Origin of the sequence: Microcoleus sp. PH2017_12_PCY_D_A, assembly GCF_020738565.1 — a bacterium.
Taxonomy (GTDB): domain Bacteria; phylum Cyanobacteriota; class Cyanobacteriia; order Cyanobacteriales; family Microcoleaceae; genus Microcoleus.
Genome location: NZ_JAEQCI010000017.1, coordinates 58,447 through 71,520, shown reverse-complemented (window position 1 = coordinate 71,520; position 13,074 = coordinate 58,447). Strand labels below are relative to the sequence as shown.

Sequence of the window (13,074 nt, the reverse complement as noted above, 5' to 3'; positions counted from 1 at the left end):
AGTTATTTTAATTGTGTGTGGATTAGTAAGACTCCGCATAGGAGCTTTAGTTCTTTCGAGTTAATATGGCGAGTAAATCAACTGGATAAAATTAGTATTTAACCTCCTATGATTGAGCAAAATTTCAACAATAAATGCTGAAAACCCTGATAATTCCGTTCTTTGATCTGGCAATTAAAAAGTAATGAAAAACTGCTCTCATCCGCTCTGACAAAAGATTTCACAATTCTTGGAGAGGTCTATTAGGTAGGGAGGAGTTTGACTTACCCGATGCTCGGAAATCCCGTATTCGCCAAGAAGACGGATTTTATAAATTGGCGCGGGTTCCGGATCGAGAGTTTCGGTTTCCACGGGGACAGCCTCCTCAAAAGGAAGTAATTCCTTAGCGGTTACCTCTACTGAGCATGAGCCGCGGTCCTGAGATTTGAAGCTAAGAGCATCGGCAAGGACTTGAGACGCCCAGTGACTCAGAGAAACCTTAGAGTTTCTCTTGGGAGGGGGCAAACAAACTGTGAAAGATTTCGCTAGGAAATCATTCATTTTTTTCAACTCTCTAATCGATCGGGCGATTAGCACTTCGACAAGAGTTTCAGCAGTGTCTGGCAAACTAAAGTCGGAAAATTCGAGCTCGAATTTTTCCAGGGCTGACAATATAGCGCTTTTATACTCGGGAGTGAGTTGCATGAGCGTTTTTGGGTGATTTTGAACCTTGCTTTGCAGTCCCTGGCAGGTCGTTTTTACTGAGGCTGCCGTCTCTCAGGGGTTTGGGGTGCTTTGCTCGGCGATGGAATCATCATATCACTAATAAGTCAAAATAGCTAGTCATTTTGGCTATATCCAGGGCAAAAATAATCGGGATATCGCGGGACATCCCGATGTCAGCTAAACAGCAATCAAGTCAGAGTGTACGACCTCCACAAAGCTTGACAACGATACAGGTAAATCATCCCACCGAACATTCAAGGCTTCACAAAGGTCAAGCCAATCCTTACGGGTCATAGCCGGCTCGTTACCTAGATTTTCCCAGCGCTGCAAGGTTCTCAGTGAAATTCGATTATCTAGCCTAGCTACTAATTGCTCTCTACTTAACCCTGCGCGCTCTCGCAATTGTCGCAACACAGTAACTTTCCTGGGTGAAGGTTTACTTTTCTCCTTTTCTGTCATAATCAATTACGAGCCAAATTGACTAGCCAAATTGACCCGACCTATAAACAACCAGCGATCGAGCTTGAATTGGAACCTCAGCTCTGTCGCCATCCCCATTCTCGCAAACAAGCGATCGCCGCCGAACACGCCCCGCCAACCCCCCAAACCTTCCATCCATGCATCCATGCATCCATGCATCCATGAAAACTCTTTCATCGCTAATTATTTGGTTGGCGCTTGGAACCGGATTTGCGATCGCCAAACAAGGCGATCGGCCGCCGGACAGGGGTGATGGACGGCACTTTCAACAGGAGGTACGCATGAAAATTTAAACGCCTATAAAAACAGACTCTTCGCAACCCATATCTTTCTCTGCGGCGCCTCCGCCGCTTACTTACTTACTTACTTACAAACCCAACCGACATGACAACTCCCCAGCAAATCCAAAAATCAGCGATCGCCCAGGGCATAGGAGGCGATCGCGATCGCCGCGCACCATCAATCAGAACCGCTGCCCAAAAAGGAGACGGACGCAGGTGAAACTAAGCGAAATTGCAGAAATTTACAGGGAGCAAGTCCGGCTCTTCTTAACCAGCTACCCAGAACCACGGGGAAGAAAACTGGCAAAGAGATACCTGCAACTGGTGACAAGCCCGGAGTACGGCAAAACTTCAGGTCGACAAGTTCACAAGCCAGCAAATCCATCGATGGCAAGTGACATAGATCACAAATACAGCCTTAGCAGTCAACAAAAACATACCCATAACAAATTCAAACCGTGAACCAGGAAAACGTTCCATATCTTGACGACATTGACTTTGACGAGCAGATTTCTCGAATTCAAGAAGCAGACACGGCAACGATGCTGAGCTTGCAAAGCGCGATCGAGGATTTGAACCCCAGCGAAAAACTCGCCGCTGCGGTACTGGCGCTACACTACTACGATCGAACCGACTGCAATCCGCTGGAGTTCAGCATTGATGGCGATTACAGCCTGGAGGAGGCGATCGACCTGATTGGAAAGCTATCGCCGATCGGAAAAATCGAATTTGCCCGATGGGTTTTGGACGAGAAAGAGGATGAACTGCTGGGAATTGGCATTAACTCCCCACAACCAAAATCCAATACCGAAAAACCAAGACCAGCGGAACCAGAAGTACAAATCAATCCCGAATATGACCCCATCCCGTTTTAAGCCTCAGCCCTCTCACCAACCCAGCCAAACCAATGTACAAACTCAGGGATTACCAGATCGACCTGATCGATCGAACCTTAACAAGTAAATTGCTGCTTGGCTAACCAAGCAGCAACTAGCAATCCAGAAAATTTGAAAAACTTACGTTGAACCTATGAATCATTTTACCTACTTAAAAAACAATTGTCCAGTATGTGTGGGAAAAAGAAAAGACTGTCGCAAAGCTGGGGACTTATATTTCTGTCGGGGCGACATTCCCAACCCAGATTTTAACTTTAAGAAATTTGACGCTAACGGCTTCGGTATATACATCTTAGCCTCGCTTGAAGCCGAACAATCCGAGGAAGAGCGCGAGAAACGGCGGCAGGAATGGGAACAAGAGAAGCAGCGCAGGATAGCAGAAAATGCAAGGTCGCTGTCAATTGAAGAGTGCGATTGTGAAATCAGAAAAATCTTATCTCAGATATTGTTATCTGAGGTTCACAGACAAGATTTAAAAAGGCGGGGGCTATCTGATGAGCAAATAAAACGGGGAATGTTTTGCAGTATTTTGCCATTTCAAAAACTGCAATATCCAGTTAGCGATCGACTGGCTGGGGTGAGCATCGGCGGACGCTCGCTCTCGAACATTGACGAAGGATATATTTGCCCTGCATGGAATTCTGAGGGACTGATTATTGGTTGGCAACTGCGAACAGCCAAAGCAGAAAGCAAATACAAATGGGCAACGAGCAAGTGGTGGAAACGCCTCAACGGGCCGACTTCAAAATTGCAGAATGGCGAAATGCCGATAACTGTATGTCGCCCCGAAACTTGCCAGGCAGATTTAGGAATAGGGCTGGCGGAAGGCATACTAAAACCGTGGGTTGCTGCGACACTCAGCCACCAAATTTTCATCGGCGCTAGTGGGGGAAATTTTGCCAGCAGCCCTCAACAACTCAAGGCAGAACTCGACAAACTATCTGAAGAACTGGGAACCAAACGGGTAGTGCTTTATCCTGACGCTGGCGCAGTAAACAACACCAACGTGATGGGGGCTTACCGCAAAACTTATCGGTTGTTGAAAGAGTGGAAATACGACTTAGCGATCGGCTGGTGGGGGCAAGAATATGAGGATCGTGAGAAAGGAATAGATGACCTGCTGGCAGCAGGAGCAGGCAAAGGGAACGAAATTGATTATTTGTACTTTGAGGACTGGGAAAGAATTAACAACCAGCGCAGGCGTAGCGGAAATTCTTTTAACCAGTTTTTCAAACAGGTTTTTGCAACAGTCAAAGCAGTATTCAAAGGATTTGGCAAGAGAAACGAGAAATTAAAGCTAGCCGGCAAACGGGAGAAATTTTTACTCCCTAACGAAAAGCCGATCGAATACCAAGCCGGCGAGAGAAGAAACGCCACAGTAGCAGCAGCTAAACGGAGACAATTTATCTTTGACAGTTCGGCTCCCGGAACTGGGAAAAGCTACGATGCCGGACTTTACAAGCCAGAGGATTTTGGGTGCGATCGCATTATTTACGTAAGCGCGCAGCACCGCAACGTGACTACACCATCACTAGCGTCTTGGGAGGATTTGGAGTCGCGACATAAAGGGCTTTACCAAGATAATTTTGGCAATTGGAAGAGAGCTACTAAAGAACAGCCGAGGGAAACTTCGCCGACTTGCGATCGCACTGAAACGATTGGTGTACTGCGCGAGAAAAATATCAAGGGAGCCGACACGACAGGTTTGGTTTGCCCGACCTGCCCGCAGTTTGAAAGCTGTCTATCGGGCAACAAATTCGGTTTCCTGCATATGCGATCGAACACTCTGAAAGCAGAAAGATTTAGAGCACACCCCGACAGCTTGCCGTCACCTAGCAACTATCCTTACGCTGCTGCTATGGATGAAGAGGAAGGTGGCAACAAAGGGACTGTCTTGATTTGGGAGGAGTGGTCGGAAATACTTAGATTTTGCCGCCACATTACCATCAGCGCCAATGATGTTGAACACACCGTTGCCAATATAATGTCGGCCGATTTCAATTGCGGTTTTGGGCTAGCTGACGCTTTGATAAAACTGTGGGAATTTCTATCAGGCAAACATCCAATTCCCAAATGGGGATTTCCCCACGCTGAGGTGCTGAAAATTTTGGCTCCCCTTTTAAAGGTCGAGGACATTGACCTTGAAGCCATCGCCAGCGTCACCAACCCCGGCGAACAAGTCCAACAAATATTACACGGACTTTCCGAGCACGGAATTTCGCTTTCGGATTTGAATGTGGGAATGCGGAAGCAGTTTGCCAAAAAGGATGAGGAGCTCGCAGAGCAAGCACAAACCATCGCAAAACAGTGGCTGATTCCATTTCTCGGGGTGGTTCTCGGTCACAGCAAGGGCTACCTGCACCTTGAGAATGGAAAATTGACTGTTACGATTCCCGATCGCCGATTGATAGAAATTGCCCACAGCGCTAGGGCAAATATATTTTTAGATGCAACTGGCGACACTGAGAAACTAGCTGCAATCCTTAAAATCGATCGCCAAAATATTGCACACATTCGGCAAGTTCAGCAGGCGGGTGCGAAAGTTAAAATTCAACAAATTCTGGGGCTGGGCCGGTTGGGAATGAACCAAACACCAGAGCAGCAAAAAAAAGTAGCTATCCTCATTGACAAGCTTCAGCCAGAAATAGTTATCGCCCCCAAAAAACATAGCAGGGAGCTTGACTTTTTATGGTTCACCAGTGGAAGCCGAGGGGGCAACCTTGGGGAAAAAGCGCAAAGCTTGGCAGTAGTTGGGAGTCCCTGCCGACCGATCGGGATATTGGCCGCTGAGTTTGCGGTGCTCAATGGGTACGCGCCGACCCTTAAAACAGAGCCACAACAAAGACAAGTTACTCAAACAGAAGCAACCAGCAAGAAATGCTTCATTACCAGCAAAGAATCTGTAGACAAGAAATTTTGCGAGTATGTCCGCTCTGACACACTCGCAACGATTGAGCAAGGGTTTGGCCGCCTCCGAGCGGAGCGCAGGTCAGGAGAATGCTTGACCATCTACTTTCTGGGCGACTTTTGCCTCGATCGCCCGGTAAAGGTCGTGCGGGCGATCGACATTTCGCCGGAAGCCGGGACGGCGATCGAGCAACTGGAAAGGGCGATCGCCCAGTTTGCCAAGAAAGCAGCAGCCAGCGGAAAAAAACTGACACTAACCGCGATCGCAGATTACTGCGGGGTTTGCAAGCAACGGATTAGCCAGCTAATTCGGGAACTGGGATGGCCGACATGGGAAGCTTTCAAAAAACGTCTAGTTTCTCTAGTAAGTCCTACTAGCAAAACTAGACAAACCAAATCGGTAATTGGAACCAATGGTTCCGAATCAGGCACTGAGTATATTTCTCTTTCGGCTGAAAAAGAAATTGAGTGCATGACAGCCCACATTGGGGTTTTTCCTTTTTCAGTCACGGTTAACCTTCTGGAAGCCGCCGGATACCATTTTGATGACAGTTTGAAGCCAAAAAGCCCGCTTCAGGGGCAGGCTCAGCAACGGAGAGGGTGGGATTTGAACCCACGGAACCTTTCGGCTCACTCGATTTCAAGTCGAGCGCATTCGACCACTCTGCCACCTCTCCAGGCGCATAGATTTTATCATACCAGCAATTGCCGCTAACTACAAGCCGTTGCAGATTCTGTCGGACGGTAAAGAATTTGTTCTCTTTCCACTGCGAAATCCTCGCCCAGCCAAACCAAAGATACTTCCGACACTGTTCCATTTTTCAGCAGGACGATCGAGAAATTCCGCAGTTTCGAGCACTCTCTCTCCACCATAATTCGCGGTACGCTCGCCGCATTCAAATACACCGTACCCTTGGCACTCACCACTGACTTCCGCAACTCGTGCTTAGTGTGCCGCAGTTGGTGGTGCATATGACCAAAAGTTACCAGAGGTATCTGCTTACCAGAATTACGAGTTCGATCGATCGCCTCAGCAAAATCCGGGTCTCCCCAATCCCCCCCCAGCGGCTTCCAATCACGCCCGCAGGGAGCTTCAGGAGCCTCTCCCAGCCCCGTCGGGCCCGTGTGACCCAAAAAAATCACATTTTCGCAGTCCGCATCCGCCGCAGCTTCTGCAATCCGCCTCGCCGACTCCTCAAAACTCTCTACCCCAAACCACTCCGAATAAAAATCGTTGTACTTCCACTCCGAACCCCCCCAAGTAAACGGGCGGCTTCCCACCACCGTTACGCCCAATTCTGGAAAATCCCGTTTCCCGTAACCGACGTGGGCTTCTCCCATTAAATCTAACTGCTGTTTTACTCGATTCTCAACGGTGCGATCGTAAGGGCACTGACTGCGGCCCCACTCCGTCGCGGTGTACCAAGCATCGTGGTTCCCAAACACTGCGGCTTTCGGAATGTCCAATTGGGCGATCGCCCGCACCACCTCTATCGACTCATTCCCAAAATCTCCCACAAACAGCACCAAATCAACGCCCAGATGCTTCAGGGCTTCGCCGTCTTCAGCTTCCCAGCGATCGTGAACGTCCCCCACCACCGCAATTTTGATAGATTTAGTCTGATTCATTTGATTTGTCATGCGCGATCGATCCCTAGCCCCTTCTTATTCAGCATAAGAAACAGCGACCCATTTTTGCACTCTCCCCCAGCCAATTTTAGATTTTAGATTTTAGATTTTAGATTATTTCAACCCAACCACCCGCTTACCACCGTTTTTGGTGAATTCAACTATAATTCAAAATATTAAGTCCAGCCGCCACCTTCCCCGGAATATTCTAACTGTGTTTACCACCGCACCTGCTCAAAACTTGACCCAAACCCGACTGCCCGACGACTTGTTTGCAGCAATTAACGCCCTCAAACAAGAGTTAAACGCCGTCATTCTCGCCCACTACTACCAAGACTCCGACATTCAAGACATCGCAGACGACCTTGGCGACTCCCTCGAACTTGCCCGCAAAGCCGCCAACACCAGCGCTTCCGTCATAGTTTTTGCCGGAGTTCATTTCATGGCGGAAACCGCAAAAATCCTCAATCCCGACAAATTAGTATTGCTGCCAGACTTAAATGCAGGTTGCTCCCTCGCCGACAGTTGCCCTCCCGAAGCCTTTGCAGCTTTCAAAGCCGATCGCCCAGAACATCTAGTTATTTCCTACATTAACTGTACCGCCCAAATCAAGGCAATGAGCGACATAATTTGTACCAGCTCCAACGCCGTCAAAATTGTCAACCAAATTCCCGCAAATCAGCCGATTATTTTTGGCCCCGATCGCAATCTCGGCCGCTACGTCATGGAACAAAGCGGCAGACACATGGAAATCTGGCAAGGAGCCTGTATCGTCCACGAAAACTTCTCAGAAAAAAAGATAGTTCAACTCAAAATCGAAAATCCCGAAGCCGAAATCATCGCCCATCCAGAATGCGAACCTCCCGTACTTCGCCACGCCAATTATATCGGTTCAACCACCGCCTTGCTCAAATATTCTCAATCCAGTTCCAGTCAAGCTTTTATTGTCGCGACTGAACCGGGAATCATTCACCAAATGCAAAAGCAAACACCGCACAAACACTTCATCCCCGCTCCTGGCAACCATAATACTTGTGCTTGCAACGAATGCCCGCACATGAGATTAAATACCTTGGAAAAATTGTATCTAGCTATGAAAAATCAAACCCCCGAAATTACTATGTCTCAAGAACTGCAACTAGCAGCTTTGAAGCCGATCCAGCGGATGCTAGAAATGAGCTAACAACCAATAACTAATTGTCCGTTAACCTATTGTAGGGTGGGTTGGGCGCGGCGATTAACTTAAGTCACCCATACACAAATCTTAAACCGCGCCCAACCCACCAACATTCAGAAGCAATCCGCACAACACTCGTACACTTTTTCTCGGCTCTTCCTCTGCTGAATTGAATAGCATTAATTTCTAGGCTAGATTAAAAAAAATATCAGCTTTTATCAGTGTTGCATCTGCCTTCTATCTGCGGTTAACTATCTATCAATTATGCTCTCATAAATGATACTTACTTCACAAAAGCAACTGCGATCCAAATTCTTAACTCTTTCCCTTATTAAAATATAAAATCTAACATTGCATGATTTTCGAAAAACTGATTGTTTTCACCCGCTATCCCGAACCGGGCCAAGCCAAAACTCGACTAATTCCCGTGCTGGGAAAAACAGGTGCTGCCAACCTGCACCGCTTGATGGCACAAAAGGCGATCGCCCGCGCCCTCTCTCTCCAAACATCCCGCCGATTATCAGTAGAAATTCACCACACAGGCGGTAGCCAACAACAGATGCAAGACTGGTTGGGAACTGATATTATTTATCAAAATCAAATAGATGGCGATTTGGGTGCAAAAATGACAGCAGCGTTTCAACAATCTTTTAATTCAGGGATTGACAAAGCTGCAATTATTGGAACCGATTGTCCCGATCTGAAAGCAGAAATCATGGCACAAGCTTTTGACAAACTGAGCCAGCACGATTTAGTTTTGGGCCCGGCCAAAGACGGAGGTTATTATCTGATCGGGCTGCGGCGATCGATACCGGAATTGTTCGCCGGCATTAACTGGGGAACCAGTGAAGTATTTGCTGCTACGCAGGCGATCGCCCAAAACCTCAACCTCAATATTGCTTATCTTCCCACTCTTGTAGATATCGATATACCGGAGGACTTGCTCGGTTTAGATATTAATATAGTGAAATAACTAAACTTATATTTAAGCGATTTAATTCATTAGTAATTATCATATATCTTTGATAAAAAACACTTGCTAATGTAACCACAAGGTCATACTATAGTAAATGTATTTGTCTAACCAAATGCAGTGGTTAGGCAGCGCTTGCGACAATAGTCGCAAGCGCGAGAAAAAGCCAAATACGGGTCAAGAATAAAGCTTCGCAAAGTTTGGGATTTGCCAGCGCAAAATCAGCGTTTCAGGAGTGTACTGTGCGATGACAACGCTTGACGAGGCATGGGAAGTGCAGGAAAAAAAATCAAGGGTTTCAGACTGCGATCTGAAAACGCCAGCGGGGCGATCGCACTCACGACCTCAGAAACCCGGTTTCTTCCTTATATTTCTCGTTCCTCGCCGCAAAACTCGTAGAAACCGGGTTTCTAGCCCCCGATAAGTCAGCCCTAAAACTGTCGCTACGTGTTGCATAACAGATAAGCTTTCTACAAAACCCGCCCTCTCTCGGGCTGCTTAATTCTGTATGCCACAAAATTATCATCTCAAAATTTCGATTATTATTCCCGTCTTAAACGAAGCACCTACAATTGCCTCAGTCATCTCCACCGCCCAAAATGGCAAAAATGTTGAGATTATCGTCGCCGACGGCGGCAGCAGCGACGGTACCGCAGAAATAGCAACATCTTTGGGCGTCCGAGTTGTCTCCACTGCCCCAGGCCGCGCTGCCCAAATGAATGCAGGTGCGATCGCAGCGACTGGAGATATTCTGCTGTTTCTCCACGCAGACACTCTTTTGCCTCCAGCCTACGACTCTGGCGCGCGCCTCGCACTCGCAAAACCCCAAACAGTCGCCGGGGCCTTTGAACTCAAGATTGATGCCCCCGGGCACAGTCTGCGGCTGGTAGAAATAGGGGTAAACTGCCGATCGCACTTCCTGCAAATGCCCTACGGCGACCAAGCCATTTTCCTCTATTCAGCTACCTTTGACAAAATTGGCGGTTTTCCCGATTTGCCCCTTATGGAAGACTTTGAATTTGTGCGCCGGTTGCAAAAACAAGGCCGCATCGCCATCGTACCCCAGTCAGTCCTCACATCCGCCCGCCGCTGGCAGCAGCTTGGGGTACTCAAAACCACCGCCATCAATCAAATAGTAATCATCGCTTATTTCCTGGGAGTGTCGCCCGATCGACTCGCTTTCTGGTATAGAAGACAAAAGAAAAATTCTTCCCAAAACTAAAGAATAGTGAACTTTTCTAAAGCTAGCTGCTAATTATGCAAATAGGAAACACCTCCCTGCGTAAAATATGACTTGAACGCCTCAATTTTTACGCACAGCGAGGAAAAAGAGAATATGGCCGATCCCAGAGATGCAGAGCTTATTAAACCCTTTAACGGCGACCCCTTCACGGGTCATCTCGCAACTCCCATCAGTGCTTCTGATTTCACCAAAGCATTCATTGGAAACTTGCCCGCCTACCGCAAAGGACTCTCGCCCCTAGTTCGAGGTCTAGAAATCGGTTTGGCACACGGCTATTTCCTCGTCGGCCCAGAAATCGTCTTCGGGCCCCTGCGGGATTATCCAGAAGCAGCTAATCTCGGCGGACTAATTACAGCCCTCGTCTTAGTTTTACTCGGCACATTAGGTATGTCTGCCTACGGTTTGGTCTCTTTCAAACAAGACAACACCAGCTACCCGAGCGCTAATCCCATGACCCCCGATTCCCTCAGAAATGCTGAAGGCTGGAGTCAGCTTACTGCTGGTTTCTTCATTGGCGGCATGAGCGGCGTCTTTGCTGCCTACTTCTTACTCGAAAACTTTAAGGGCGTTGATGCCATTTTCCGGGGTTTAGTCAACAATTAGACTCCACTCCCCAATATCCCTGTTGGAACACACTAACTTTAGTTTGGAGAATTTGATATGACAGGTTCCTACGCTGCTTCTTTCTTGCCTTGGATTTTGATTCCGCTAATTACCTGGCTGATGCCGGTTGTGGTAATGGGTTTGTTGTTTATCTACATTGAAAGCGACGCCTGAGCTTGGCCCACAAAGCAAGACCTAAGTTGGAAGACCCCACTAACACGATTGACGGACAATTGCTCTGAAACCTCCTAGATAAATCTCCGGAAAATCAGCGAAAATTGTTTTGAGATTGCTGGCGATCGTCCAACGCCAGTTTCTTTACTCCCATCCCCAGAATTTATCTGTGGAGCAATCTTTCTTTCTTCTTCCTTCAAAATTCGCAATTGCGAAAAAATCCTCTGCCAGCAGGCAGAGGATTTTTTTACAAAGAACACAAATCACTCGCTCGGGGAAGACACATTGGCAAATCATGAGCCATAATTGCGATCGGAAACCTACTCATGAGGAGACAGCGATGCAATTTCCCCCCGCACGCCGAATCTTAGCTCCATTCCTGATCTCGGTACTGCTGCTCGTGACTTCCTGCGGTCAGAATCAGCCCCCCTCCCGCTGGGACAAAGCCCAGCAGGAAAGCACCCAAAAATCTGGTAAAGCTAAACAGACAACTGCTGACAAATCAACTGCTAGTAATCAAAACCTGCCCAAGAAGGCAGTTGCAGGCGGCAAATTAAATAAATACTTCCCGTCGGCAGGCGGCGGATTCGATCGCGTCTTTGCACAAGAAAAATCCGGTTTTGCTGAAGCTAAGCTGAACAAAGGCGGTAAAAATGTCGCGGTACTCTCGATTAACGACATCGCCGGCAACCCCAGCGCCGGGGCAAAATTCCAGCAAAGTAGCAAGCAAATTAGCGGCTATCCCGCCGTCAGTCAGGGTTCTAACATCACTGCTGTTTTAGTGGCAAATCGCTATCAGGTGAAAGTTCAATCCCGCGATCCCTCTTTTACCGCTAGCGATCGCGAAGCTTGGCTCTCAAAATTTAACCTCGGCGGCCTCGCTAGCGTTAAGTAGCAGTGTCTCAGAGCGAACTTCTCGCCCGACTCTAGCTCTGGCGTTATCAAAACTAAGTCTGCCAGAATCAGACTGTGAAGTTTTTGCCATCTACCAAAAGTAATACCTTTGATTTCTGTTCAACAAGGAGTTTTTTGTGAGCAATACAGTCTTTGAATTAGTCGATCGACTGCCTAAAGACAACATGACTGTCAAAGCCCTCCGAGCCCTTGACTTTGTTGTTCCCGGGGAGTGGAACAATTTAGTTGGCTTTGAAAATACCATTCGCACCGTTACAGGCGAAACTGACGAAGATTTGATCCAGCAAATTGGCGATCGGGCTATCTACCTCTACAACGATAAATCAGAAGGCTACCAGCGCGCTCTCTGGCTCTACCAAACAATCGACAGCGCAGGTAGTGCTCTGGGTACAGCAGCCCTAGCTAACAAAGTCGCCCAAAATGTCCCGTTTTTGTCGATGCTGGGGAATCTCACCCCCAAGCCAGAAAAAGCTCAAACGATCGACCTTTCTTTGAAATTAGTCGTTGAGTTGCTCGCTTTTTGCCAAATTAACGGCATTCCCGGCGACAGCATCGGCGATTTTGCTGCATCTCTCGGCGACTACGGCGGCGAATCCCTGATGCGGATGGCTGCTTTGGTTTGTTTCGACGGTTTGATTCCCCTGGGCCCAGACTTTATCATGGCTACTCAGTCTTGGATTCAAAAGCTCTCCCCGCAAGATTTGCAAGATAATCAGGCGTTTAAGTCGATCGGCGGTATGATTCCTGGTGGTAATCCCGCAGGCCAACTCGGCTTTATCGGCGAAAGCTTTAGCTCGGTTTCCGGCTGGATGAGCTCGTTTGTGAGCGATCGAGGTTTGACTCCCCAAAACGTCCTCGGTAACTTGCAGAGTTTTGTCGAAATTTCTGCCGACAAGGTGGACTACGTGGGCGCTTTCCTCGACATGACTACCAATTACTACGAACACACCGGCGTTCAAACTCTCGCCCGCCGTTTGATTGAACGAGCTGTCGCTGAGATTTAGAATAAGCACAGGAGTTCTGATGTTTGGGGCGAAGATGGCGATCGCCCCTGAGCGGATTTTGATTTACAATTTATAGGACTTGTGAAT

General features: G+C 47.9%; 16 protein-coding genes and 1 tRNA gene. 10 read left to right on the top strand and 7 right to left on the bottom strand.

Annotated elements, in window-relative coordinates; all coding sequences use genetic code 11:
* Positions 1 to 198: 198 nt before the first annotated feature.
* The 3 genes from JGK39_RS03735 to JGK39_RS03730 form a co-directional block, all read right to left on the bottom strand.
* Positions 199 to 684, bottom strand: a complete 486-nt coding sequence (locus JGK39_RS03735; RefSeq protein WP_293295834.1) for a hypothetical protein — start codon at positions 682 to 684, stop codon at positions 199 to 201.
* A gap of 198 nt (positions 685 to 882) precedes the next feature.
* Entirely contained in the window at positions 883 to 1,164 is a 282-nt protein-coding gene (locus JGK39_RS33535) for a helix-turn-helix transcriptional regulator (RefSeq protein ID WP_366048691.1), read from the bottom strand.
* 6 nt (positions 1,165 to 1,170) lie between these two features.
* Positions 1,171 to 1,332 (bottom strand): hypothetical protein, encoded by a 162-nt coding sequence (locus JGK39_RS03730; RefSeq protein WP_293295832.1) that lies wholly within the window; start codon positions 1,330 to 1,332, stop codon positions 1,171 to 1,173.
* Between the two features lie 14 nt (positions 1,333 to 1,346).
* On the opposite strand from JGK39_RS03730, the gene JGK39_RS03725 reads away from it, so the two are divergent.
* On the top strand, positions 1,347 to 1,478 hold the full coding sequence (locus tag JGK39_RS03725; protein WP_293258084.1) for a hypothetical protein: 132 nt from the start codon (positions 1,347 to 1,349) through the stop codon (positions 1,476 to 1,478).
* A gap of 446 nt (positions 1,479 to 1,924) precedes the next feature.
* Positions 1,925 to 2,341 (top strand): hypothetical protein, encoded by a 417-nt coding sequence (locus JGK39_RS03720; RefSeq protein ID WP_293258086.1) that lies wholly within the window; start codon positions 1,925 to 1,927, stop codon positions 2,339 to 2,341.
* 558 nt (positions 2,342 to 2,899) lie between these two features.
* On the opposite strand, the gene JGK39_RS03715 is transcribed toward JGK39_RS03720, so the two are convergent.
* Both JGK39_RS03715 and JGK39_RS03710 read right to left on the bottom strand, forming a co-directional pair.
* Positions 2,900 to 3,238, bottom strand: coding sequence for a hypothetical protein (locus JGK39_RS03715; protein ID WP_293258088.1), 339 nt, complete (start codon positions 3,236 to 3,238; stop codon positions 2,900 to 2,902).
* A gap of 1,594 nt (positions 3,239 to 4,832) precedes the next feature.
* Positions 4,833 to 5,030: a hypothetical protein gene (locus tag JGK39_RS03710; RefSeq protein WP_293258090.1), complete on the bottom strand. Its 198-nt coding sequence runs from the start codon at positions 5,028 to 5,030 to the stop codon at positions 4,833 to 4,835.
* 329 nt (positions 5,031 to 5,359) lie between these two features.
* Between JGK39_RS03710 and JGK39_RS03705 the strand changes: the two genes are divergently transcribed.
* The gene (locus tag JGK39_RS03705; RefSeq protein ID WP_293258092.1) at positions 5,360 to 5,569 is read left to right on the top strand and encodes a hypothetical protein; all 210 of its coding nucleotides are present in this window, start codon (positions 5,360 to 5,362) and stop codon (positions 5,567 to 5,569) included.
* Positions 5,570 to 5,861: 292 nt separating this feature from the next.
* Here the strand turns inward: JGK39_RS03705 and JGK39_RS03700 are convergent.
* Together JGK39_RS03700 and JGK39_RS03695 are read right to left on the bottom strand one after the other, a co-directional pair.
* Positions 5,862 to 5,946 (bottom strand) — tRNA-Ser (locus tag JGK39_RS03700).
* 34 nt (positions 5,947 to 5,980) lie between these two features.
* The gene (locus JGK39_RS03695) at positions 5,981 to 6,898 is read right to left on the bottom strand and encodes a TIGR04168 family protein (protein ID WP_293258094.1); all 918 of its coding nucleotides are present in this window, start codon (positions 6,896 to 6,898) and stop codon (positions 5,981 to 5,983) included.
* A gap of 214 nt (positions 6,899 to 7,112) precedes the next feature.
* Between JGK39_RS03695 and nadA the strand changes: the two genes are divergently transcribed.
* From nadA to JGK39_RS03660, 7 genes are all read left to right on the top strand, one after another.
* The gene (gene nadA / locus JGK39_RS03690) at positions 7,113 to 8,081 is read left to right on the top strand and encodes a quinolinate synthase NadA (RefSeq protein ID WP_293258118.1); all 969 of its coding nucleotides are present in this window, start codon (positions 7,113 to 7,115) and stop codon (positions 8,079 to 8,081) included.
* Between the two features lie 349 nt (positions 8,082 to 8,430).
* A complete protein-coding gene (locus JGK39_RS03685; protein ID WP_293295830.1) occupies positions 8,431 to 9,048 on the top strand; it encodes a TIGR04282 family arsenosugar biosynthesis glycosyltransferase in 618 nt (205 codons plus the stop codon).
* Between the two features lie 508 nt (positions 9,049 to 9,556).
* Positions 9,557 to 10,270, top strand: coding sequence for a TIGR04283 family arsenosugar biosynthesis glycosyltransferase (locus JGK39_RS03680; protein ID WP_293258098.1), 714 nt, complete (start codon positions 9,557 to 9,559; stop codon positions 10,268 to 10,270).
* Between the two features lie 114 nt (positions 10,271 to 10,384).
* A complete protein-coding gene (locus JGK39_RS03675; protein WP_293127049.1) occupies positions 10,385 to 10,894 on the top strand; it encodes a photosystem I reaction center protein subunit XI in 510 nt (169 codons plus the stop codon).
* Between the two features lie 57 nt (positions 10,895 to 10,951).
* A complete protein-coding gene (locus JGK39_RS03670) occupies positions 10,952 to 11,068 on the top strand; it encodes a photosystem I reaction center subunit VIII (RefSeq protein WP_293127047.1) in 117 nt (38 codons plus the stop codon).
* Positions 11,069 to 11,408: 340 nt separating this feature from the next.
* Positions 11,409 to 11,963 carry a hypothetical protein gene (locus JGK39_RS03665; RefSeq protein WP_293258100.1) on the top strand — a complete coding sequence of 185 codons (555 nt, stop codon included), beginning with the start codon at positions 11,409 to 11,411 and terminating at the stop codon, positions 11,961 to 11,963.
* Positions 11,964 to 12,099: 136 nt separating this feature from the next.
* Positions 12,100 to 12,987 (top strand): hypothetical protein, encoded by an 888-nt coding sequence (locus JGK39_RS03660; RefSeq protein ID WP_293258102.1) that lies wholly within the window; start codon positions 12,100 to 12,102, stop codon positions 12,985 to 12,987.
* The last annotated feature ends 87 nt before the right edge of the window (positions 12,988 to 13,074 follow it).